Here is a 20,123-nt window from a genome sequence, read left to right as displayed (position 1 = left end):
CCCCCTCTGTCAACCTAGTTGTCCGGTTGGCGATATTGCCCAAATCTATTCCAGAGGGAGCGGCATGGAGCACGTGTGCCACGTTATTCTGCAGAGCGTAAAGCCGCCGTACTGAAAAAGTTGTTGCCCCCCCATAATCGCAGTGTGGTGTCGGTCGCCACTGAAGAAGGCATCTCTGACGCGACGCTGTATAGTTGGTTAAAACAGTGTCGAGAAAAAGGAGTGCCTGTGCCGGGTTACACCCAAAGCGACAACGAGTGGTCGCCTGACGCCAAGCTTGCCGTGGTCATCGAAACCGCCACCCTCTCAGAAACAGAGCTTGGTGCTTACTGCCGCGAAAAAGGCCTTTATCCCGAGCAAATCCAGCAGTGGAAAGCCGCTTGTCTCCAGGGCGCTGGCCAACAAGAAGACCAGCAAAAAACGGCACAAAAGCAGCGTAAACAAGACCGTAAGACGATCAAACAACTCAAAGCGGAAGTGCGCCGCAAAGACAGAGCCCTAGCGGAAACCACGTCGTTGCTGGTGCTCTCAAAAAAGCTCGACGCCTTGTACAGCGAAGACCCGAACAGCGGCGAGGACGACTGACGCCGTTTGAGGAACGTGCAAGGCTCATTGCGTTATTTGATGAAGCGATAACGGGGGGTGCTTCCCGTTATCAAGCAGCGGCGATTATCGACGTGAGCGAGCGCACACTGAAACGCTGGCGTTCTGCGTGTGGCGCGGTGGCTGAGGATCAGCGTCCACACGCGGTACAAGGCCGTCAGCCGCATCAACTGACTCACGAGGAGAAACAGGCCATTTTGAACGCCTGCCATCGCCCCGAGTATCAGAGCCTGCCGCCGTCTCAAATCGTGCCGTTACTGGCCGATCAAGGGGCCTACTTGGCGTCCGAATCGTCGTTCTACCGGGTGCTGAAAAAGCACGAACAGCAGCACCACCGAGGGCGAATGAAACCACGCCGACCAGTACCTGAGCCGACGAGCTTTACGGCCACTGGGCCGAACCAGGTCTGGTGTTGGGATATCAGCTACTGTTCTTCCGTTGTGCGTGGTCAGCACTGGTATCTCTATCTGATCATGGATATCTACAGCCGCAAAATCATCGCGTGGGAAGTCCATGAGGCGGAATCAGGCGAGTTAGCGAAACAACTGCTGGAACGCGCCTTATTGCGAGAAGGCTGCTGGCATCAGCCCCCGGTGCTGCACTCAGATAACGGTGCGCCGATGACGTCTTATACGCTTAAAGCAAGATTAACAGAGCTGGGAATGTTGATGTCTTACAGCCGGCCGAGAGTGAGCAATGACAACCCTTACTCGGAAGCGTTGTTCCGCACCGTCAAATATTGCCCCGCGTGGCCTACGAAGGGGTTTGCATCGCTGAGTGCGGTACGAGACTGGATGCTGGCGTTCGAACGCGCTTATAACGAACAGCACCTGCATAGTGGCATTCGGTACGTGACACCCGCTGATCGGCATCGAGGTGTCGACCGAGAACGTCTTGAGCACCGCAAAGCGGTTTACGAAAGGGCTAAGCGCCGGCATCCACAACGCTGGTCGGGCAGCACCCGAAACTGGGAGGTGCTCGGTTCGGTGTCGCTCAACCCTGGAAAAATGCACGAAATCGAGCGTAATAAACAGGCTGCTTAGAGGCAGCCATTTGGACAACTGGGTTGAAAATCACCGCTGATCCCAATACTGACATTGATGCTTAACTGATAGTGACCAACACAACATGGCATGGCTAGTGCATGAAGGATTTTCTCTGCAACGCTGACGGCATCACTCAGCTTTTCAATTTCACTCAGCAGAACGATGAACTCATCGCCCCCATACCGACACACAGTATCGGTATCGCGTATGCACTTTCTGAGATGACTAGCGACGACCTGTAATAAACAATCACCAGTAGCATGACCCAGTGAGTCGTTGACCGTTTTAAAATTATCAACATCCAGATATATCAGTCCAACGTGATGTTGGTGGCGTTTTGCTAAACCAATAGCGCGAGCAAGACGTTCTGCAAATAAAAAACGGTTGGGCAATCCGGTGAGGGCATCACACTGAGCTTGATAGGCTAATTGCTCTGCGCGAGCCAAGGAGTGCTGAGCATCATGAAACACAATCACCGCACCTACCGTCGTGCCATGGCTATCATGAATAGGGGCCGCCGAATCTTCTATCTCTAATTGACTACCGTTCTGGCGAATCAATACACAACCAATGGCTAGCCCAACGGTACGGTTTTCTTCCATCGCGCGCCGTGCTGGATTAGCCGTTGTCTGAAACGTTTGGTTATTAACAAGCGTAAGGACCTGATCCAGCGGCATACCTAATGCTTCTGCACTAGGCCAACCGGTCAATGCTTCAGCGACACGGTTCAGGTAAGTAATTCGGCAGTTCAAATCGGTGGTCAACACCGCGTCACCGATTGAGTTTAGTGTCGCTTTAGCCCAATCTTTTTCAGCTTGCAGGGCCGACTCAATACTATGCAATCGCTCGTCAACATCCTGCCCGGCATCATTCCGTACCTTTTGAGCATTATTACTTTGACAACCACCGCACAGCATGACGTTTTTTTTCATGTGTAACCGTGTCCAAGTCGCATCTTTTTACTTTGAAATGTCATCCAGCATCACAACTCGCCCAAGTTTTTCCATTACAGTCACTAAACTGTTATAAGTTTTAGATTACTCAACATTGATAAAATGAATAATCGCTAGATATGCGGCTGTGAATAATTGAAAAGTTGGCGCTGCGCTCCTTGCAGCGCACAGTGCAACATCCTGTTTGGGCAACTCCTTTGCCCCACTGACAATGACATTAGACGATAGATAACTAGCTCACTGTGCGATAGCGAACACAAGCGGCAAGATATTTTCATTAAAAAAACCCGCACCTTTACAGGCTATTAATCAGCCATATGTTCGATAGCGTGCAGGAATTGCTTCAAGGCAATCTATACTCGAAAGAACCGTGTCTAGCGTCTTGTGATAAATATTCATAAAGATGGCCTTGTTAGAAATATGTGCTGGCAACACTACACAAAAGCTAGCGTTAAAAAACTAAATTTAAAAAAGGAGGGTATTAAATGCTTGAACCGCATGATTTTAAAAAAAATGCGTTGCTTAGTTTGCTGCCCGAAGACGATCTTGCTCATCTGAGGCCTCATCTAGAAAAAGTGACGTTAACATTAGGTCAATCACTCAGCGAATCTGGTCGGCAAATGAGTCATGTCTACTTTCCCGTGGACTCTATCGTTTCGCTGCTATGTGTGATGGAGAATGGTGCCTCGACGGAAATCGCCGTAGTGGGCTATGAAGGTATCGTAGGTATCTCGCTGTTCATGGGGGGCGAAACCACACCCAGCCGAGCGGTAGTTCAAAGTGCAGGGTATGCTTACCGCCTTAAGGGCCAGTTGCTCAAAAACGAATTCTACCGTGCCGGTTCAATGCAAAGATTGCTGCTTCGCTATACCCAGGCCTTACTAACACAGATGGCACAGACGGCAGTATGTAACCGTCATCACAGCGTCGATCAGCAGCTATGCCGCTGGCTACTGCTCAGCCTTGATCGACTACCAAGCGATGAACTGGTCATGACGCAAGAGTTAATCGCTAATATGCTGGGCGTTCGACGCGAAGGCGTTACTGAGTCAGCAGGTAAGCTTCAGAAGGCTGGTTTGATCTCTTACAACCGGGGGCATATCAAAGTAACCAACCGCCTGGGGCTGGAAGCACGAGTTTGCGAGTGCTATGCAGTCGTTAAGCGTGAGTATGACCGCTTGCTCAATCACTATGACGTTATGTGAGTTACTGATTAAAAACAGTAAAATTAAGGAAATAAATATTCACGTGTTGTACGCGCCTGCGTGCCGATGCCAAATGGCTCCGGCAGCCACTAATAAAGACCTTCGCGATAAATCCGCTCGTCACCCTGATAGGTCGACTGATCAAACCAACGCACTTTGAGCCAATCAGTATTGTTATTACTGCCGATATGCCCTGAAAGCACGCCTGCTCATTAGCGGAAGGATTTATTTAAATGCAGGCTCACTGAAGAAGGGGTAACGTCAGAGGCGCTGTTTATAAATGAAAAAAAATCACAGCTACGGTACCACTAGGCAGTAAAGCCTGCGATTTTTGAAACAAACATATGGAGAAAAATCAACTGTGGAGAAAAATAAGATGGTGGGCCCAGTAGGACTTGAACCTACGACCAAGGGATTATGAGTTAAACGTACAGCCGTGCTTGCGCCTTCAATTCGTTTATATTCATGCAGTTACGCCGTTACATGCTTGCGATATTTGCCTGAATTGCTATCGTTCTGCGACCCAGACGCGACCAAAGTGCCCTGTGCCATGCGACCTATGGCAGAGTGTATTTATTCCAACCCACCCCAGAAATTATCATCTTCCCACTCAAGTTCATGCAGCGCCCACGTACGGGCGTCTTGCACCAACACCCATTCGCCGTTTTTTTTCTCCCAGATTGATACGGCACGATAATTTCCGTTTATGCGCATACACACCTCCGAATAGCACCATTTGTTGCCGATACGTAGATGCATGCTATATATCCCAGTATTGCAACCACAAGTCGCCGTCCTGGCCTACGGCGTCGTCGTGCGGCTGGTCGGAGAGATAGACGTTACGGTTAGCAAGGGTGCCCACGGCAGCGAGTTTGGTTTTTTCGCCCTGCGTGTAGTTGCGATCTGACAGCCCTTTGCCTTCAACCGCATCGACCTTGCCACTGAGCGCGCCGTCTATCTCTTGCTGTGAGTAGCGGTCAGTAATGTCGTCTATGTTACTGCCAAAGCGGGCGAAGATTTTGCGGTCTGCGATGTTGAACGCTAGCTCACCCTCGCCAAGCTGGGCAGTGGTAGGCACCGCGCCCGCTTGGGTGCTAATGCGCAGGCCGACGAATTTGCGAAACTCGCTCATAGCTCAGCCGCTGTGCGCATGTAGTCGTCGGTTTGCGCATCCGTTAAGCCAAGCATTTTAGCAAACGCGACAAACTGGGGGTTATCTCGCTCCCATTCGCCTGCTTTGTCTAACCAGTTACGCACGATCTTACGCTGCACAACGTCTTCAATGTCGGCGATGGCGTCGTCTACTTGCTCATCTAGCCCTAGCCGTATTAGTTGTTCCATACCCTGCCGGGCGCTAACGGCTTTAGGCACTGGCAGTGTGGATTCTGCGAGCATGCCGAATTTGACAAACTCGGTTCCCATCGCAGCGTCGTAATCAACTTCGCCGGTTTCGGGGTCAGTCCAGTAGAGTTGTTTAAGAGGCACCACCTCATGGTATAGCGCGTTTAGTTCGCCGCGCTGTTGAATGTACTCATAAAGACGATCAGCAGTGCCGGTGCCTGTGTAAATTTCATACGCTAAAACAGTAACGCGCTCGTCAGTGACTGGTTCTTTAGTGCGCGTATAGATTAGCGCTTTAGTGCCGTTAGTGTGGGTTGCGCCGTCCGGCATTGGGTCGTATTCGCTGAATGCTGACGTATCGGGTACGTATAAAATTGAATCGATCATAATGCGGATAGCTCCTGCAGTTCTGTAACGCTTGATTCTTTTGGACTGTAGTAAAGCTGCAACGCTTTGATCGAAACAGCACGAAACGATGAAAACCGCGAACCAATCGTTATTTTATCCCAACTACTTATTAGTGATGCATCACCGTCATATATCTGATCAATCTCTACATTTCCATTAACGCAGATTATCAATTTTACTTGATCAGGTGACAAAACTTCGTAAGAAACGGCCCATCGCTGGAGAGATTTTTTACCTACCGCGCCGTTGCCGAGATTCGCTTGAAACGGTACGAAATAACCAATATTATTTTCGGTGTAGCCGAATGATAAATAATTATTTGAATCAGACCCAATAGCAAAAAACATAGCTGTATTTATTTGATTAACGCCTCCATGTTCAAAAAATATTGTTCCTCTACTGCCGTTAAACTCACTACCAAGGTTATATAAAAAATCATCTCGCGAGCGAGTGACAGGTACGTCAATAGTTTTTATTCTTGATGTTGAATAAAGCCCTTCTTCAAATTGAAAGTTTCTAGCTAAAAACTTTTCAGATGACCCGATGTATAGCCTCCAGAAATCCCCAGCCGCTCCAACCGCTGGGGATTCAAACGTTTGCCAGTGGTTTTTCAATTCGGCGGTTACGTAGTAATTTCCCCCTTGCGTCATATTTACCCACCTGAGCCTAACCTCCATTGACGCAATATCAGAACTTTTAAGCTCCACTGACGCGCACGTTTCAGCAAACGGAATACTAACGCTTTGTGACCTCAGTACATCAGCTCCTGACGACACGCTAATACTAGTAGCGCCCTCTACGATCCAGTGATCTCCAGCTTGAGTTACTGTTGTGCTCCCATCCTTTACCCAAAATGGGTTTGATAGATCATTTCTACGCAATGCGTAGTTTGTTCTAGATCCCTCAATCAATGCACCTTGCGCAACGCCTGCCTCCCACTCTCTAGCTAGTTTATCGTCAAGTATCTCAACAATTGAATCATTAACCCCTTTAACTTCTTTAGGGCTGGTTCGCGAATTTGATAAAATTTCGTTTGGATCATTAGTTTCAAACCGATCGCCATCGTCTTTCCAATAACGACCCTCTACAAAGTCCATTCCCAACGTTGACCTGCGTTTAAACGGATCAAGAATATTAACTTTGTAGGCATCCACCACCGCTTCTACAAACCCTTTGGCATCTTCGGCGCGGTCGGCGTTGGCTTTAGCACCGTCGATGGCTTGGGCGTAGTTAGCGACATAGCCAATACCCGCTAAGTTGTCGGCCAACATCGGGAAGAAGTTTATCCGGTGGCCGCCGCCGTAAACACCGGTTTCTGGGTTAGCATCGTTCGTGTAGGTTTTGCCTGAGCCGCCGATAGACGGTGGAAAGCGTACTTGATCGACCATTTATAAGATCTCCCGTAGTGCAATGGAATTGGCGTAAGTGCCGAAGTAGGGGTGAGATAGAGGGCTAACGCTCACTTGGCGAGCGATAAACGTTGTTGCAAAACTTTCGGGGGACGCCTGCGGTTCTTGGGCGTAAAGGATTTCACCGTGCAAGCCAATTTCACGCTGTGCTGCCAGTGCCTTGCGGAAACCCTCCTCTCTATCAAGGTGCTCTAGCGCAAACGACACCGTGCGTTTTGGCGTTGCAGGGTCTGCGTATTCGGTTCTATTGGCATCGCCAGCCGTTTCAAACTGCGTGTCAATGTCGTAACCCCACTGCACGCCGTAGCTCATGTTGTACGTGGGCTGCCAAACACGGGATATAAACACGCGGCCTAAGCTCACATAGCCCGCGCCGTTGCTGGTGTCGTCTATCTCAATGCGCACTGCTTGCCCGATTTGCGGGCTAGGCAGAAACAGCGTGGCTAGGGGCGTAAACGATTCCCTGTCGGCGTCGTCAAATTCACCGCCCCAGTAGTTGTCGTATTCCCACTCCAGCTCGCTGGTGGCGTACACAGCGGGCCATACACGTACCCAGTCGCTCTGCCATAGCTGCTCGGTTGCCGCTGCGTCGAAGTACACCGTTACACGCCAGCGTGCCACGGCCGTTAGGTTGTGCGCGGCCATTGCCACGACGCCAATTGGCCGGAAACGGGGCAACGTAAACAGCAACTGGGTGCTGCTTAGATCAAGGTTTTTAGAGCGCGCTTGCTCTGCCAGCGTAGGGTCAAGCAGCTTACTGGCGGGCAGCTCGTCCTCCCAGTTGCCGCCACCAACCGTCGCCTTGTTGACGTGATTGGGCCAGCAGAGGATGACTTTTCCATCTTCTAACATTCAGTTAACCCCATAAGCTGAGTGATATACGGTTGCGTGACGCGTCCAGCTCGCGGCCGACAATCAGCACGTTTCTGCCTTCGCTGTAACCCAAGCGAGGCGTCACGATGCGTACCGTTTGATTGATCTGTAGCCCACCCGCGTCAACCACACGGGCAACGACACTGAGCCGGTCGCGCCGTGGCGAGAGCAGCGTGAGCACGTCATTAGCGGTGGTTTGGGCATGGCTTCGGCTAGCGAGGTCGCTAGCAAGCGTGATGGCATCGGCTAGCGGGTGGCGGGTTAGCGTGGCGTTAGATACCGCTACTGCGTCACGGTATTGGCTCGCTAGCCGTGCGCGGCGCGATTCCGTCACACCTCCGGCGAGATTGTCTTGCACGGTCTCAATCCGGTCGGCTTGCCACGTCACCCGGCCAACGGGCAAGCCGTTGTTGCCAGCGCCTGCTGAGTCGCGGTCAATCGTGATGATTTGATGATCAAACAGGGTTAGCACTGGCGTAGCGGGCGGCGCAAGCAGCCCCGCGACTATCGTTTGATTGCCCGTGAGGCGATAAAACCCCGCGCATGACGCTACTAAACGATCTAGCAGCGCCGCTGTGGTGGCTTCATCCGTCACCCACAAGCGCACCGCGCCACGGCTGTTAAGCGCGCCCGTTGTCTCAATCGTGACGCCTGACTCGCCCGCGATCTGTTCGATCACATCACCGGCATTGACTAGCGGGGCGTTAGCATCGCAGGTAATCTGGCCAGTCGGCTCGACACCGACGCGAATATAGCCTTGATAGCGCCGCCATTTACCGCGCGGCGGTTCCCAGTCGCTCCACTCGCTTCCCGCTGGTGGTGTGCCTTCCAGTTCTGCAAGTGACGAATAATCGCCGTCAAAATCCAGGGGTATGCCGTTGTCGTAGACTGCTGTGACGGTGCAATCTTGGTCGCTGACTTGGTAGATGAGCTTTGACGTATTGACGGCCACCGGCTGAGCATTGCGCACCTGCCCGTATAGCCTCGGCTTGACGTTGCCGCCTATATTATCGTCGGTACCCTCTAGCCCATCCGGTAGTACGTTCGTGCCTGCGTAGCGAGTTAGTGGATGGGGCTGTTGCAGTATCTCCACCGGGTCACGAAGCTTGATCGACACCAGCGTATTGCTAAACGCGACGCGGGCAACGGTGCCCTCCAGCACCGTCGTTAGCGTGCCTTCACTGGCAAATTGCAGCGTTGCCCTTCGCCCATCCATTGCGTAGTCCACCAGCCAGTTCAGCGCGCCATCGATGTTGATGAGCGTGGTTTCGCCGTAACCGCTGCGCTCCACATTGATCAGCTCGCCAGCAAACAAACCGCTGCGGAAAAGCCCCGGCTGCTGGATACGTTGCAGCCACGCCACCGGGTTAGGGTCCATGTAACCCGGCGTACTAAAGCGCAGTGTTTTAGCATTGCCCGCGCCGTCTAGTGCTTCGACTGTTAATAGCCAATGGCTCATCGTGACGCCTCCAAGCGGGCCGCTGCGCTCATGTCTTCAAGCGAGCGGTTGCCTTTTTTCGTCTCGCTGATTTGGCCGTTAAAGCCTGCCTGCTGTACTTGCACGGCGGCAGCCGCATGGCGGTTGCTTTCTTCCTGCAAGCGCTTGTTTTCTTTGCGGCTTTCTTGCAGCTCGCGCTTAACGTCCTGTAGCACTTGAAGTACGTCGTTTTGCCCGAGCATTGGGAAGCTGGGCAGGGGAATAGCCGCTGGCTTAGGCATGCCGCCACGATTTAGCGACTCCATCATGCCGCGCACGCCGGGTTGATCTACAACTTCTTTGCGCAGTACAAACTCGCCCGCGTGTACAATGCCCGCCGGGTCATACTTGCCGCCAGCGCCGGTATAGCCGCCGTCATAAAAAGGCGCTGCACTACCGGTCAAGGCTTTATAGTCATCACGCGCCCGTTTTAGCTGTTGCTCGCGCGCCTCCCTGAACTCTTTGTAGCGTGCTGCAAAAGCTGAGTACCTACCCGCGTCTGTCCAGTCTTCAATCCGGTTTACAAAAGCGCTTTCGTCCTCTGTGATCCAGTTGTAAGTACGGTAACGGTCAACACGGTCGTCTTCTGCGTATTGATTCCAACTCTCTCCCAGCAGTCGGTTAAAATTAGCAATCCCTGCTTTCGCGTCAGCGCCTCGCCCTTCTATTGCAGATGCTTTTCGCTCAGTTGCAATCCCATCTTTCGCTCGCTGTTCAGCCGCTTTTTTCTCGCGCTCTATCCGCGCTATATCAGCCTGAGCCACGCCCAGTGCGTTGATTGATTTGCTAAGGCTGGTGATGCCGCTATTTAACCCTACGAACTGGTCAGTGGTGAGGCTCATTTCCCTCACAAGCCCGTTTAACGAAGTCAGCTGGTCACGCGCTTGTGACTCCATGGAATCAGTGTTGCTTTCAGTGCCCTCGTTAGACCGATTCAATGCTTCGAGCTTGCTTATTGTGCCGTTGCCGTCAACGTCCAGCTTGCGAAAAATCTTCCTTAGCTCGGCGTCAGTAGCCATGCCCGCAAACGCTTTGCCAAACTCGCTGTAATCAATCAGGCCATCAAGGTTTGAATCAATTTCGCCAAACATTGGCGACAGGGATGCGCCGATGCCTCTCGCTAGCCCCTTTAATCTATAGTTGGTGTAGCGAGACTCGCTATTGATTGCCCGGAGTTTGCCGTCCTGCCATTTCAGCCAGCTGATTTGAGTCTCACCCACCCTGCTGCTCATGTTCAACAGACGATCAATTTCAGCATCGGTCGCGATAGGCGATAAGGCGCTACGGATCTGCGCTTCTGTTAGCTGATCAGTACCCAGCTCGGTCAGCTTATTGCTTAGCGCTGTTTCAAGTATGACGTCTGTCGGCAGCGCTTTAATGATGACGCTTTCCAGGCCATTCATCACGCCATCGCCATTGAGGTCTACCGCACGCATGATGGCGTTTAGCTCGGCATCGGTCGCTTTGCCGCTCATGACGATGCCTAGCTGCTCACGGGTTAGAACGCCGTCGATACCGCCCGCTAGCGTATCAAAGTAACCGGCCAGATTGCCCGCGATGTTGCTAGGGTTATCGCCACGCAGCACATCGCCCAACTGGCTGCTAATGCCTTGCGTCTGCTCGCGTAGTGCCTGCTTGATTTCCTCCGCTATAAATTCTTCAGGACTGATTTGCTCGGGCAATGCTTCCAGCGCAGCAAGCACCTCATCACGGATTGCCTGTCCTGCCGTGCCGCTGGCGTTGTATGCGTCGTTAGCTTGCAGCACGCGGTCAGCGTACTGAGTGATGTTACTCAGGGCATTACGATCCCCGCTTTCAGCTAGCACTAATTGCTGCGCTAGTTGCGCCTGTGTTTCAGCCAGATTAGCGCCAGGCGTGCCGCCGGTGGCGTTTTGCTGGTCTACCCACGCGCTAATACCGTTGAACGTGTTCGCCAGCTGGTCAGTGATTTGCGCTAAGGAAGATGCGTAGTTTTTAGCCGCACCGATGGCGTCTTGCTTGGCCTGGGTTTCGTCTTCAATCGCCCATATCACGCGCTGTGTTTCATGCAGTAACGGGTCAATGCTGAGCAATTCACGCTCGCGCTGTAGCGCTAATGCGCCGGCACTGTCGCCCGCCATGTTCATCAGTGTGATTTGCTGATCAAATGCTTGACGCTCAAATGCTTGGTAAGCGCGGCGAACGTCGTTTTCAAGCGTGCCGATCTGGTCGTTTAGCTCGCTCAGTCGATCAGCGAAGCGGTCTACACCGCTTCCGGTTTGGTCAAGCAGCGTTTGCAGGTTGTCAAACGTGCCCGACAGTTGCAGTAGCTGGGCATAGTTGCGCTGCCCTGCTTCGGTGTTGAGGTTTTGCGCCTCGACTAGCTGGCGGTAACCGTCACGGCTTTGCGGTAGCTGCATATTCATCGCAGCCAACGTGTTGCTTAAGTCACTCTGCAAGCTAGCGGCACGTTCGGCATCGCTGAAAAACGCTTGGTAATAGCTGTTTTGCAGGCTAGCAAGCTGCTCAACGCCGCCTGCGTACTGTGCAATCTGGGTTGCTGCGGTAAACGCGCCCGCACCGGTAGCGTTAAATTGCAGGTTTAACCGCTGCATGCTGCTAGACAACAGGGTATGCGCCTGCTGGGCTTGCTGTGCTTGGGCGATAACTTGCTCAACGCTGCCATTCAGCGAGTTAACAAAGCTGCCGAAATCGCCGCTTAGCTCTGATAGTGCAGCATCCCAGCGCTTATCTAGCTGTGACTGTATCGCTTGGGCGCTACCGCCGCGTAGGTTAATTTCCTGCACAGCGCGGGTCATTTCGGCTAGCTCGCCGCCCGACTGCGATAGCGCTGCAACGGCGTCATCAATCTGGGCAATCGTTTGGGTAAACTCGCCTATTTTTTCAAAGCTCTCGCCAAACGCACGGCTTAAACGCTCGGAACCGCCCGCATCAAAACCGACGTTGCCAAACGCACCGGAAGCAAACCCGCCGCGGTCCGCGTCTTCAAACGATCCCGCTGAGCCGCCGGTGGATAGCTGTAGACGGGTTTTTGTTTTGCCGCCGCCGAACAGCCCGCCGATAGCTTTTGTGATGCTGTCGGTAATACCTAGGCCAAGCACGTTATCCAACAGTAAGCCGCCGCCAATCCACGGCATCGCAGCACTAGCGGCACCCATAAAGCCGCCGCCGGAGGCTAGGCCACCAGTTGCCGCACTGCCGTACAAGCCGCCCACGGCAGCCCCTGTATTAGCGCTACCGTATAGCGTGCCCGCTACCGCACCAGTATTAGCCCCTGCATATAGTCCGCCCGCTGCACTTGAGCCGCCGCCAATGCCTAAGAGCGATGACCCTTTGCTGTAAAGATTCTTAGCCGCGCCAATGGTGTTGCTGAAGTTCATGCCGCCACCAGCACCACCGATACCCATCATGCTCTGCATATCGCCCGTAAAGGCGACGACGATGGGCTTTAACGTGGCTTGATACGCCAACTCAGCAAGCAAGCGCTTAAAGCCGTCTAGTAACTGGTCACCAAAGTCATCGAAGCTGTCAAAGGCACCGGCGAAGGCATCGGCAAATGTTTCGTCAATGCGGTTGCTAGCTTCTTCCCATGCGCGGGCCATTTCCTGCGCGGCCACATCGGTGACTTCCGCTATCTCGGTTGTCTCCCTCTGCGCTTCCTGGAATGACTCTTGCAGCATACCCATGGCCTGCATGTACTGCTGGGTATTCATGCGGCCAGAGGCCAAGGCGAGATTCAGTACGCCTAAATCTTGCGCGTACTGGCGAGCCTCGCGGCGATTCGGGGTGATGCGGTCGAGCAGGGATTCGTAGGCGTCGGCGAGGGTGGTGGTTTTATCGGCTGCGTCAGCGGTGGAGCTAGTGAGCGTCTTAGTAAACTCATCAGCAAGCTGTGTTTCTTCGTTCGCCTCTTCTATTCTGTCGGCATAAACTACATAGGCGTTGGCGGCTTGCTCGATACGGCTAGCGTTCTCGCCACGCGCTACGCTCACGCGGTCGTTTAATTCGGCAATGCGCTGCTCAGCATTAGCTACTGCGTTGCTTGCCGCCGCTAACTCGTGACGAGCATCAGTCTCCCTAAAGACAGACAGCCCTCCCTCGCCACGACCCAGGTCGGCGCGAAGGCTTGCAAGCTCTTCACGTGCTGTTGCGGCTTTCAGTGTTGCGGTATCCAACGCCGAATTGAGAGTGGATAGAGAGTCGCTTAAATCGTCTTGCGACATATCCTGCATTTCGTCGCGTAGGTCGCTGATTTGATCCTCAGTTAAACCAGCACGACGCCCGGTCAGGTTTAGTTCATCGCGGAAGACGTATAGCAGGCCCGCAGCGCCTACTAAGAGGCCGAGAGGGCCGCCCACTAAAGCCAGCGCGCCGCCTAATCCTCGGGCTGCAACGCTAGCTCTTGCTGTGGCTGCCGTTGCGGCATTCATCGCTGCGGTGTGCGTGCCTGCGGCTGCGGCTGCTCGATTACGAGCAACGCTTAGCTGTTGAAGTGCAAAGGTGTGCGCTGCCGTGCCTTTGGTGGCTTGCGCTTCTATTTTTGCAGTGCTGAGCAAGGCAAACGATGCTTGGCGCTCCGCTGCTGTGCGGCGAACAACTTGTTGAGTCGCGGTTACGCCAGCCGCAAGATTGGCTTGGAGGGCTACTTGATTGGAGGCAAAAGCTGTTGTCGATGCAATTAATGACGCCGCAAATCGCCCTGCTGCAATGGTTGCTCCTGCCAGACCGACAGTAGCGAGGGTATCTAGCCCGCTGGCCAGCATTTCAATGCGGCCGACTTGCGTATCAGTCAGTTTATTAGCTTCGGCAAAAGCAGGCAGCATGTCATTATAGACAGCAAGCATACCTGTAGCGGTATCAGTGACAGCTTGGAAGCCGCCCGCCACGCCATCATCGCGCCCAAGGCTGATAATGGTTTCAGACAGCATGGAGTTAAAGCCACGCATAGAGCCGGTTAGCCCTGAGCCAATGATCTGAGCGGCTGCCTCGGCTGAGCCTGCGGCGTTATTAAGCTCGTCGGTAAACTCGTCAAGACGATCAACGCCATTGGCGACAACCTGCGCAGCGGCACCAGCCTCAGAACCAAACAGAGCAATTGCTGAACCAACGTCGCTAGCCAGCCCAGAATCTCGAATTCTCCGCAACACCTCTTCAAGGCCATGCGCAGAAATATCAACATCTTCAACGCTTAGGCCATACTTAGAAAGCGCGTCCGCGCCGCCGTTAGTGATGTTTGATAGCTGACGGATAACGCCCACAAGGCCCGTACCAGCGCGTGATGCCTGTATGCCCGCATCAGACATAACGCCAATAGCAGCCGCCGCTTCTTCGATGCTAATGCCCGCTGCTCGCGCAAAGGGTGCAGCAAAAGAAAGCGCCTGCCCAAGCTGTGAAACATCGGTGTTAGCCCCGGCAGCAGTAGCGGCCATCACGTCCATGACGCGATCAAGCTCACTGACTGCAAGGCCCATGCCGCCTAGCACATTACTGGCTATGTCTGCCGCTTGGGCAAGGTCCATGTTTGCCGCTGTTGCCAAGCGCAATACGCCAGGAGTGGCAGAAAGCACCTCATTAACCTCAAAGCCTGCTTGAGCTAAAAAGCGCTGCGCTTCACCGGCCTGCTTGGCTGAGAACATTGACGTAGCGCCCAACGTCCGCGCCTGTTTTTCTAGCTGCTTCATCTGTTCTGTTGTAGCGCGAGACACGGCTTGCAAGCCAAGCATTGCGTCTTCAAAGCCAGCGGTTTCACTGATAATGCGACCAAAGCTAAGCCCGCCCGCCGCCGCCGCAATAGCGCCGATGGCAACGCTAGCCTTGCCGAGCGTGCCTGTAAGGGCGTTACCGCGACGCTCAGTCCCTTGGAGCCGCTGATCAAAAGATCGCAGGTTTCGCTCCGCGCCACGGCTGTCAATCTCAAGCTCCAAGCGACTCCGATACGTCATAAATAATCCTCAAGCAATAAAAAACCCGCCGAAGCGGGTCTGTGTACCTATCTGATTTAAGGTGGCGTTATCTGTTGCGGCGCTGCCTTTCTTCTTTGTTGACTTTTTCTAGCTGTTGATGGATGTCGGTGTGATTGGATTTAACAGCAATGGGCCGATTGACGTTGCGCCCCACTAACCAAAGCGCAATAAACGCCAATGCTACAGCAGCGACGAATCCGGCAATCACTGTTGGCCACCCAAATGCCGCTGCCGAAAATGCGACAATGACTAGCGCAAAAAAACCAGATATAAATTTCATTACGCCCGGCAGTAATCCAGTCGCATAGATGAGCAGCACCAGTATTAAAAATAGAATTATCCCAATCATTACGCCTGTCTCCCGTATTTTAATTAGGAGACAGTCTAGTCCTTTTGCTGCATAGAGCGCCACTCGTCGTCCATTGCGATTATTACCGTCAGCGCCTCGTCTGGCTGACAAGGCCATTGCAGGCGGTCGGCAAGGTCAAGCACGGTGACAGGGTTAATCGGTGGCACGCCGCCCATGCTAGCCGGGCGGGTGCGGTTGAGGATGCCGAAGGCGCTCATCCAAAAGGACGTGCGCCCATCTAGCTCAGGCACTTCGATAGCAACGCCTAAGAACTCAGCATCGCGCCGATATTCCTGTTGGGCATCCTCAAGAGACTGCCCTACTCGCTGGAAGCGGGCTTGCCAGGAGATGAATTGCGTGGCTTTTTTGTTTGGTTGCTCACGTCATCCTTCTTCCAATTCGATAAGTCGTTAGCCTCGCTCAAAAGACGCCCAACCAAGTCAGGGTTATCCATGAGAACGTCAACGGCATTGTCAACAGTAAACGGGATAGCTTGGCCCTTGTCGTCTTCAACGTCGCGCCAATCTTTCAGCACGCCTTTGGCGATAGCGGTGTAGAGAGCGCGCTGCTTTTCCGCTGGGTCGTCTAGCTTACGGTAGCCGCTGTCTTCAAGCGCACGCTCATAATGTGGGTTTCCAGCGCGGCCAACCTTGAACTCGCCGCCAAGGATGTTTACCCATACGCCATCGGTGAATGCGTCAGTGTTAAAGCGTTTTGCGTTAAAAGCCATGATAAATACCTTTCGTGTCCGTTGAGTTTGGTGTTACGTGTCCGTTGGTGCTGCGAGTAGAACGGCAGCAAGAGCACACGGACGACATGCTCAAGCCGCCGTATTTGGTTAAACCGTCACACGCGTAATCGTTATCATCTCGCCAGTGCTATCAACGGCTGCTGTGCCGTCTGCTGACAGGTCGAGAATGGCGTCAAGCGCGCCGGAAGGCGGCTCAGTGGATAGATACACCTCGCCAAGCTCAAAGGCGTAGGAGTAGCCGTTGCCATCGGCCATGTTGAACGCCAGCGCTACCGGCACGTTGCCAAGCGTGGAGGAGCGCCATAGATCAAGCGCCGCCGATGCCATGCGAATCGTGCTAGTGGTGGTGATGTCGCACGAACCTTTGAAATGGTTCTGGAATTTCTCGCCAACGGCTTGGTCAGTCTGGTGGTTGTTGTTGATCGTCAAGCCAAGCGCCTTGAACACCGTTCCGCTCAGTGGCATACCGTCAACGGTCACGCCGTTCAGGTTGTTGGATGAGTCGAAGATTAGGCCGGTCGTGGCCTCGGTGAAGGTGTCGCCTGTAATATCGTAATCATCATCAACTTCACGGCCTGCAAACGTGATCTGGCCGGTGATTTTCTGGCCTGACTCAGCAGTTAGGGATAGCTGGCCAACTTCCATATCCTTGAAGACGATGTGCTCATCATCAGCCAAGTAGCTCTTGATCACGTCAAAGCGCTTAGTGGTGGTGCCAACGGTCAGTACGTCAGTTGTCCAGTCAGTGCAAAGCGCGGCTGCCAGGAAGCTATCAAATGACCCACTGGACATTTCAAAGTCCAAAGTCCCGCCCGCTGTGATCGTCGTAGCTTTTTGCCCACTTCTTTGTCGGTCGCTACGAATCTCATCCGAGCGAACAGTTTCCGTTCCAGCGGTTAGCGCGTCGCCAGTACGGCGAATAATTTGCCAAGGCTCTACGCTGCCAGCCTCGCGGTAGGCGATGCGAACTCTATTGCTCTCACTCATGGGTGTTACCTCTTGCGGGTTTCAGAAATGAAAAAACCCGGCAGAGGCCGGGTATTGGGTGGTGCTTGGTGGGGAGGTCAGTTGTATCGGTACGGCACGGTGGCGTTTAGCTGGAAGTAGCCGTTCATCTCGCCAGTGCGTGTCACGCTAAGCGCAAGCGTTTCAAGTGCGCCGCTTTGCTTGTGCTGCAACAGGGCGGCCAGTGAATCGCACAGCTCGTATGCCGCAATGGTGCCGGTGTCAGGCTTGACGAATACCTGCACAGCGATCAGCCCTGTTTGGCGAACATTCGGCGATGAGCCAATACTGGCTGTTATCGTGGTTCCTGGCAGGATGGTCAGCGCTACCCATGGGTCGCCATTAGACTGTGCTTCCAAGGCTTCCTTGGGCGTCGGCGCGTTATCCCAAGCAATAGGCGCATTAGGCCAACCATAGATAAGCCCTTGGATAGCAGCGCGTATGCTGACATAGCTCATCGGCTGGCTTCCTTGAGGTCATTAAACGTGACGGCATAGATGCCACCAGGGCGGTTGCCGGTCTGCCCAGAGCTGCCATTTTCAAGCTCCTCGGCATAGATAAGATTATTCTGAACGTATATCACCCCGAATGCGTTATTGACGCGCCCGATGATCTGCATACCTTCTGCAAGCGGGTCGTCGGTCTTGCTCTCATCAGCGCTATAGTCCGGCGTGCCTACGCTTACCGTGTTATTGCTGCGAAAGGCACCGGTATCAACCGGCGATCTCTCAATCACGCCGCTAAACGCCTGCATAGCCGCAGCGCGAAGGCGTTTGTTTTGTGTTTTTTCCACTTCGCTAACGAAGCCGCCTAATAGTCTGCTCCACCCCATAAGCACCTCACGTTTTGCGCAGCTGAATGGTGTACGTCGCCGCGGCGGGGTCGTTGCCGACGCTAATCACCGTGAAACCGTCGATGGTGTCATCCACTTGCGGCATGTCCGTCACTTCATTTTGCAGCGCCGTTAATTTCTGATCGCTGCGCTTGATGTGCTGGCCGTCTATCTCGCGAATGGAGTAGTCGTCAAACACGCCGCGCCCGATGTATGTCGTGGTCGTTGTGCTAGTGGTGCCAGATACCGGATCGTAGCTTCCGGCTGTCTCACGCGAGCCGGTGAAGCTGGTCACTGCATCGGCAAGGTCATTATCGAACGCCTCGGCAATGTCGGCCTGTATGTCGTCGCGTAGACTCATGCGCGCCTCACATCGAACGTCGAACCACCACCCGCTGGCAGGTAGGGCCGCAATAGGTCGAGAACGAGCCGTAAACGCCCGTTACTGGCTGTAGCGTTGTCTTGATACTCAAGCTCGCTTTCTACCGTGTCTGCCTTTACGCGCTTGCGTTTGAGCGCTGGCGTGCGGTCAGCATAAAGCGCACCTTCGGCAGCCATCTGTGCGAGATACGCGCCTGCGGTGATGATGTCAGCCTCTACAGGGTCGCTGGCATTGACGCGGCGCGAGGTCAGCCACGTATTAGCCTCAAGTATGGCGCGTGCTGCATCGCCTGCGCCTTCCCAGTCAGTGCCGAGCACGCCCTCGACATCAGCAGTGGTGACGTACTCGGTCATAAACTACTCCTCAGCCGGATCTTTGCGAGGCTTGGGCTTGGGCTTTTGCGCCGCCTGTCGCTTTTCACGCTGGCGACGCTGCACCTCTTCAAAACTCAGTGTCTTGCTCATAGCATTACCTCAAGCTAGGCCAGCCCGAAGGCCAGCCCTTTTCGGTTATGTGGTCGGGATTTCGCCGTCATTGCGAGTACGCAAGAAAGCCATAGGAATGGTTTTGCGCGGCACGACGCGAGCCCAGTTAGCAGCGCTTTCAAGCTCTGCACGGGTATGCGATTGTCCAGTAGGCGCGGACGCCTGATAGCCAAACGGGTGTAGCAACCACGTTTTACGGCTCCACAGCGTTTCAACACCGGCACCATTACCTTGAGATGCCTCGCGCTCAACCTCAGTTGGCGTGGTAGGTGTACCCTCGCCATAACCAAACGCGCCTGCACCAAACAGCACCGAGATGTAGTCGATATTGCCTGTGCCTGCGTCGATAGCGGGCAAGCCATCGTCTACGATAAGCAGCTTGCCTGAATAAGACTCGCCAATCAGATTGCCTTCGCTGTCGCGGATATAATCAATCTGGTCATTGAAGTCCATTTGATCGCGCACACTGGAATGCACAGCCATTGCGGTGATCTGGTCGCGTAGATCGCCCATGGTGCCAGCGCTCTTGATGAATCCAGCTTTAGTGAACGGGTCAGTGGTGGTGGCATAAAGCATGTCGCCTGCACCGTTTGCCTCGTTATCAGCCAGAACGCCCAGCGCAGCAGAGATCAAGCGCTTCTGCCACTGGCGGTTCCAATAGGTGTCTACGCGGCTGCGGATTTGGTTCATGGCGCGACCGCCCATTACCATTTCAGCAGCGAGGTCAGTCTCAGACCAGCCCTGGTTAAGGTAAGACACATAGCCAATTTGCTTACCTTGCACGACTTTCTTGGCCGCAGCAGTTGAGGCCGGATCGTCGTTAGACATATTCGGCTCGTCGTTAGGGTCAAGATCATTCCAGAACGGCAGCTCAGCCATGCGGCCGGGAGCGTTTGCGATGCTGTTCAGTAGCGCGCTACGGGTGATAACGCCGGATTGCAGCAGCCGGGTTAGCATGGGGTCATTTACAGGGGGAAGGTCTTGGAAGACCGTCGTGTCGATAATGTCAGATAGGCGAACAGTAGCCATTGGGTGTTACCT

General features: G+C 53.7%; 19 protein-coding genes. 2 read left to right on the top strand and 17 right to left on the bottom strand.

Features of this window, described 5'->3' with window-relative positions; translation table 11 throughout:
• Positions 1–75 precede the first annotated feature (75 nt).
• Positions 76–1,646, top strand: a protein-coding gene (locus tag ELY33_RS17255) for an IS3 family transposase (protein WP_126942763.1) whose coding sequence is annotated in 2 segments (ribosomal slippage) — positions 76–529 and positions 529–1,646 — 1,572 coding nt in all. Because the reading frame shifts where the segments join, the coding sequence is not laid out codon by codon here.
• On the opposite strand, the gene ELY33_RS17250 is transcribed toward ELY33_RS17255, so the two are convergent.
• The gene (locus tag ELY33_RS17250; protein WP_126949139.1) at positions 1,643–2,581 is read right to left on the bottom strand and encodes a diguanylate cyclase domain-containing protein; all 939 of its coding nucleotides are present in this window, start codon (positions 2,579–2,581) and stop codon (positions 1,643–1,645) included. The two genes, ELY33_RS17255 and ELY33_RS17250, sit on opposite strands and share 4 nt — an antisense overlap.
• 506 nt (positions 2,582–3,087) lie before the next feature.
• On the opposite strand from ELY33_RS17250, the gene ELY33_RS17245 reads away from it, so the two are divergent.
• Positions 3,088–3,807 carry a Crp/Fnr family transcriptional regulator gene (locus ELY33_RS17245; RefSeq protein ID WP_126949138.1) on the top strand — a complete coding sequence of 240 codons (720 nt, stop codon included), beginning with the start codon at positions 3,088–3,090 and terminating at the stop codon, positions 3,805–3,807.
• Between the two features lie 573 nt (positions 3,808–4,380).
• On the opposite strand, the gene ELY33_RS17940 is transcribed toward ELY33_RS17245, so the two are convergent.
• The 16 genes from ELY33_RS17940 to ELY33_RS17170 all read right to left on the bottom strand — a co-directional run bounded on the left by ELY33_RS17940 (position 4,381) and on the right by ELY33_RS17170 (position 20,111).
• Positions 4,381–4,521 (bottom strand): hypothetical protein, encoded by a 141-nt coding sequence (locus tag ELY33_RS17940; RefSeq protein ID WP_167470114.1) that lies wholly within the window; start codon positions 4,519–4,521, stop codon positions 4,381–4,383.
• Between the two features lie 46 nt (positions 4,522–4,567).
• Positions 4,568–4,939: a hypothetical protein gene (locus ELY33_RS17240; RefSeq protein ID WP_126949137.1), complete on the bottom strand. Its 372-nt coding sequence runs from the start codon at positions 4,937–4,939 to the stop codon at positions 4,568–4,570.
• Positions 4,936–5,535, bottom strand: coding sequence for a hypothetical protein (locus ELY33_RS17235; protein WP_126949136.1), 600 nt, complete (start codon positions 5,533–5,535; stop codon positions 4,936–4,938). The genes ELY33_RS17240 and ELY33_RS17235 overlap by 4 nt, the downstream gene beginning before the upstream one ends.
• Positions 5,532–6,944, bottom strand: coding sequence for a phage head spike fiber domain-containing protein (locus ELY33_RS17230; RefSeq protein WP_126949135.1), 1,413 nt, complete (start codon positions 6,942–6,944; stop codon positions 5,532–5,534). The genes ELY33_RS17235 and ELY33_RS17230 overlap by 4 nt, the downstream gene beginning before the upstream one ends.
• Positions 6,945–7,817, bottom strand: a complete 873-nt coding sequence (locus ELY33_RS17225) for a hypothetical protein (RefSeq protein ID WP_126949134.1) — start codon at positions 7,815–7,817, stop codon at positions 6,945–6,947.
• A 4-nt stretch (positions 7,818–7,821) separates the two neighbouring features.
• Positions 7,822–9,297 (bottom strand): hypothetical protein, encoded by a 1,476-nt coding sequence (locus tag ELY33_RS17220; protein WP_126949133.1) that lies wholly within the window; start codon positions 9,295–9,297, stop codon positions 7,822–7,824.
• Positions 9,294–15,257 carry a phage tail tape measure protein gene (locus ELY33_RS17215; RefSeq protein ID WP_126949132.1) on the bottom strand — a complete coding sequence of 1,988 codons (5,964 nt, stop codon included), beginning with the start codon at positions 15,255–15,257 and terminating at the stop codon, positions 9,294–9,296. Before ELY33_RS17215 ends, ELY33_RS17220 begins: the two co-directional genes overlap by 4 nt.
• Before the next feature lie 67 nt (positions 15,258–15,324).
• Complete coding sequence (locus tag ELY33_RS17210) at positions 15,325–15,627, bottom strand: hypothetical protein (RefSeq protein WP_126949131.1); 303 nt, start codon at positions 15,625–15,627, stop codon at positions 15,325–15,327.
• Between the two features lie 35 nt (positions 15,628–15,662).
• Positions 15,663–15,878 (bottom strand): hypothetical protein, encoded by a 216-nt coding sequence (locus tag ELY33_RS17205; RefSeq protein WP_126949130.1) that lies wholly within the window; start codon positions 15,876–15,878, stop codon positions 15,663–15,665.
• Positions 15,879–15,946: 68 nt separating this feature from the next.
• The gene (locus ELY33_RS17200) at positions 15,947–16,357 is read right to left on the bottom strand and encodes a hypothetical protein (protein ID WP_126949129.1); all 411 of its coding nucleotides are present in this window, start codon (positions 16,355–16,357) and stop codon (positions 15,947–15,949) included.
• Between the two features lie 108 nt (positions 16,358–16,465).
• Positions 16,466–17,365, bottom strand: coding sequence for a phage tail tube protein (locus tag ELY33_RS17195; RefSeq protein WP_126949128.1), 900 nt, complete (start codon positions 17,363–17,365; stop codon positions 16,466–16,468).
• Positions 17,366–17,442: 77 nt separating this feature from the next.
• The gene (locus tag ELY33_RS17190) at positions 17,443–17,841 is read right to left on the bottom strand and encodes a phage tail terminator-like protein (protein ID WP_126949127.1); all 399 of its coding nucleotides are present in this window, start codon (positions 17,839–17,841) and stop codon (positions 17,443–17,445) included.
• Positions 17,838–18,215 (bottom strand): HK97 gp10 family phage protein, encoded by a 378-nt coding sequence (locus tag ELY33_RS17185; protein WP_126949126.1) that lies wholly within the window; start codon positions 18,213–18,215, stop codon positions 17,838–17,840. The genes ELY33_RS17190 and ELY33_RS17185 overlap by 4 nt, the downstream gene beginning before the upstream one ends.
• A 7-nt stretch (positions 18,216–18,222) precedes the next feature.
• The gene (locus ELY33_RS17180; RefSeq protein WP_126949125.1) at positions 18,223–18,576 is read right to left on the bottom strand and encodes a hypothetical protein; all 354 of its coding nucleotides are present in this window, start codon (positions 18,574–18,576) and stop codon (positions 18,223–18,225) included.
• Positions 18,573–18,950: a DnaT-like ssDNA-binding protein gene (locus ELY33_RS17175; RefSeq protein ID WP_126949124.1), complete on the bottom strand. Its 378-nt coding sequence runs from the start codon at positions 18,948–18,950 to the stop codon at positions 18,573–18,575. Before ELY33_RS17175 ends, ELY33_RS17180 begins: the two co-directional genes overlap by 4 nt.
• A gap of 156 nt (positions 18,951–19,106) precedes the next feature.
• Positions 19,107–20,111, bottom strand: a complete 1,005-nt coding sequence (locus ELY33_RS17170) for a phage coat protein (RefSeq protein ID WP_126949123.1) — start codon at positions 20,109–20,111, stop codon at positions 19,107–19,109.
• Between the last annotated feature and the right edge of the window lie 12 nt (positions 20,112–20,123).

Origin of the sequence: Vreelandella andesensis (genome assembly GCF_003989795.1) — a bacterium.
Lineage (GTDB): Bacteria > Pseudomonadota > Gammaproteobacteria > Pseudomonadales > Halomonadaceae > Vreelandella > Vreelandella andesensis.
The sequence above is the reverse complement of the archived record's forward strand: the minus strand, read 5'-3'. Positions and strand labels throughout refer to the sequence as shown.

What these genes read in the sequence shown, in the direction of transcription:
- ELY33_RS17240 (WP_126949137.1), bottom strand. Translation starts at nt 4,939, where the DNA reads ATGAGCGAGTTTCGCAAATTCGTCGGCCTGCGCATTAGCACCCAAGCG.
- ELY33_RS17185 (WP_126949126.1), bottom strand. Translation starts at nt 18,215, where the DNA reads ATGGGGTGGAGCAGACTATTAGGCGGCTTCGTTAGCGAAGTGGAAAAA.
- ELY33_RS17195 (WP_126949128.1), bottom strand. Translation starts at nt 17,365, where the DNA reads ATGAGTGAGAGCAATAGAGTTCGCATCGCCTACCGCGAGGCTGGCAGC.
- ELY33_RS17250 (WP_126949139.1), bottom strand. Translation starts at nt 2,581, where the DNA reads ATGAAAAAAAACGTCATGCTGTGCGGTGGTTGTCAAAGTAATAATGCT.
- ELY33_RS17245 (WP_126949138.1), top strand. Translation starts at nt 3,088, where the DNA reads ATGCTTGAACCGCATGATTTTAAAAAAAATGCGTTGCTTAGTTTGCTG.
- ELY33_RS17200 (WP_126949129.1), bottom strand. Translation starts at nt 16,357, where the DNA reads ATGGCTTTTAACGCAAAACGCTTTAACACTGACGCATTCACCGATGGC.
- ELY33_RS17220 (WP_126949133.1), bottom strand. Translation starts at nt 9,297, where the DNA reads ATGAGCCATTGGCTATTAACAGTCGAAGCACTAGACGGCGCGGGCAAT.
- ELY33_RS17225 (WP_126949134.1), bottom strand. Translation starts at nt 7,817, where the DNA reads ATGTTAGAAGATGGAAAAGTCATCCTCTGCTGGCCCAATCACGTCAAC.
- ELY33_RS17180 (WP_126949125.1), bottom strand. Translation starts at nt 18,576, where the DNA reads ATGAGTCTACGCGACGACATACAGGCCGACATTGCCGAGGCGTTCGAT.
- ELY33_RS17230 (WP_126949135.1), bottom strand. Translation starts at nt 6,944, where the DNA reads ATGGTCGATCAAGTACGCTTTCCACCGTCTATCGGCGGCTCAGGCAAA.
- ELY33_RS17235 (WP_126949136.1), bottom strand. Translation starts at nt 5,535, where the DNA reads ATGATCGATTCAATTTTATACGTACCCGATACGTCAGCATTCAGCGAA.
- ELY33_RS17210 (WP_126949131.1), bottom strand. Translation starts at nt 15,627, where the DNA reads ATGATTGGGATAATTCTATTTTTAATACTGGTGCTGCTCATCTATGCG.
- ELY33_RS17940 (WP_167470114.1), bottom strand. Translation starts at nt 4,521, where the DNA reads ATGCGCATAAACGGAAATTATCGTGCCGTATCAATCTGGGAGAAAAAA.
- ELY33_RS17170 (WP_126949123.1), bottom strand. Translation starts at nt 20,111, where the DNA reads ATGGCTACTGTTCGCCTATCTGACATTATCGACACGACGGTCTTCCAA.
- ELY33_RS17190 (WP_126949127.1), bottom strand. Translation starts at nt 17,841, where the DNA reads ATGAGCTATGTCAGCATACGCGCTGCTATCCAAGGGCTTATCTATGGT.
- ELY33_RS17215 (WP_126949132.1), bottom strand. Translation starts at nt 15,257, where the DNA reads ATGACGTATCGGAGTCGCTTGGAGCTTGAGATTGACAGCCGTGGCGCG.
- ELY33_RS17175 (WP_126949124.1), bottom strand. Translation starts at nt 18,950, where the DNA reads ATGACCGAGTACGTCACCACTGCTGATGTCGAGGGCGTGCTCGGCACT.